At 64.3% G+C, this 652-nt stretch carries 1 protein-coding gene; it reads right to left on the reverse strand.

Translation table 11 applies throughout. The features are described from left to right. Nucleotides 1–56: 56 nt before the first annotated feature. The coding region (locus OWC48_RS45965) for a site-specific integrase (protein WP_282525923.1) at nt 57–652 on the reverse strand (596 nt) is incomplete at its 5' end.

Genomic DNA, 652 nt, shown 5'->3' on the forward strand with positions numbered 1-652 from the left:
GCGGCGCAGCTTGATGTAGCGCTCGACCTTGTCGTCGAGGAATGCGGCGAAGACGGTCATGCGGCGCCTCCCGGAAAGGGGAGCGCGACCTCAGCGAGCTGCGAGGCCGCGACCTTCACGTACAGCGCCGTTGTGTTGATGCTTCGGTGCCCTAGAAGATCGGCGACCTCGTTGATCGGCCTTCGTCGCCCCACGAGCTGGGTGGCTAGACTGTGGCGCAGGAGATGTGCGCCTCCGACGCGACCGAGCTCGATCCCACCATGCTGCAATCGCTTCCGCACGATCCTCGAAACAGACGACGCGTACTTGAATGGTCCCACGGGCGGCGTGAAGGACAGGAACAGATGCTGACTATCGACCTTCGGTCGAGCCCGCAGGATGTAGTCGGCGAGCGCGGCGCCGGTCTCCTCGATGAGCGGGGCCACTCGGTCACGCTTGCCCTTGGTGCGCCGGACAAAAACCTCGCCAGCTCGCCAGTCGATATCCCGGAGCTGAAGAGCGCGTAGCTCGCCGTTGCGAATGCCTGTGGTGGCGAGCAACAACAGGACAGCTCGATCGCGAAGGTCGATCGGCGTCGCCTTGCCGATCGCATCGATGGCGCGGCGAACATCATCCCACGAAAGCCGGGGCGGTAAATGGGCCAGTCGCCAAT

Source organism: Bradyrhizobium sp. Arg816 (assembly GCF_029989365.1).
Lineage (GTDB): Bacteria > Pseudomonadota > Alphaproteobacteria > Rhizobiales > Xanthobacteraceae > Bradyrhizobium.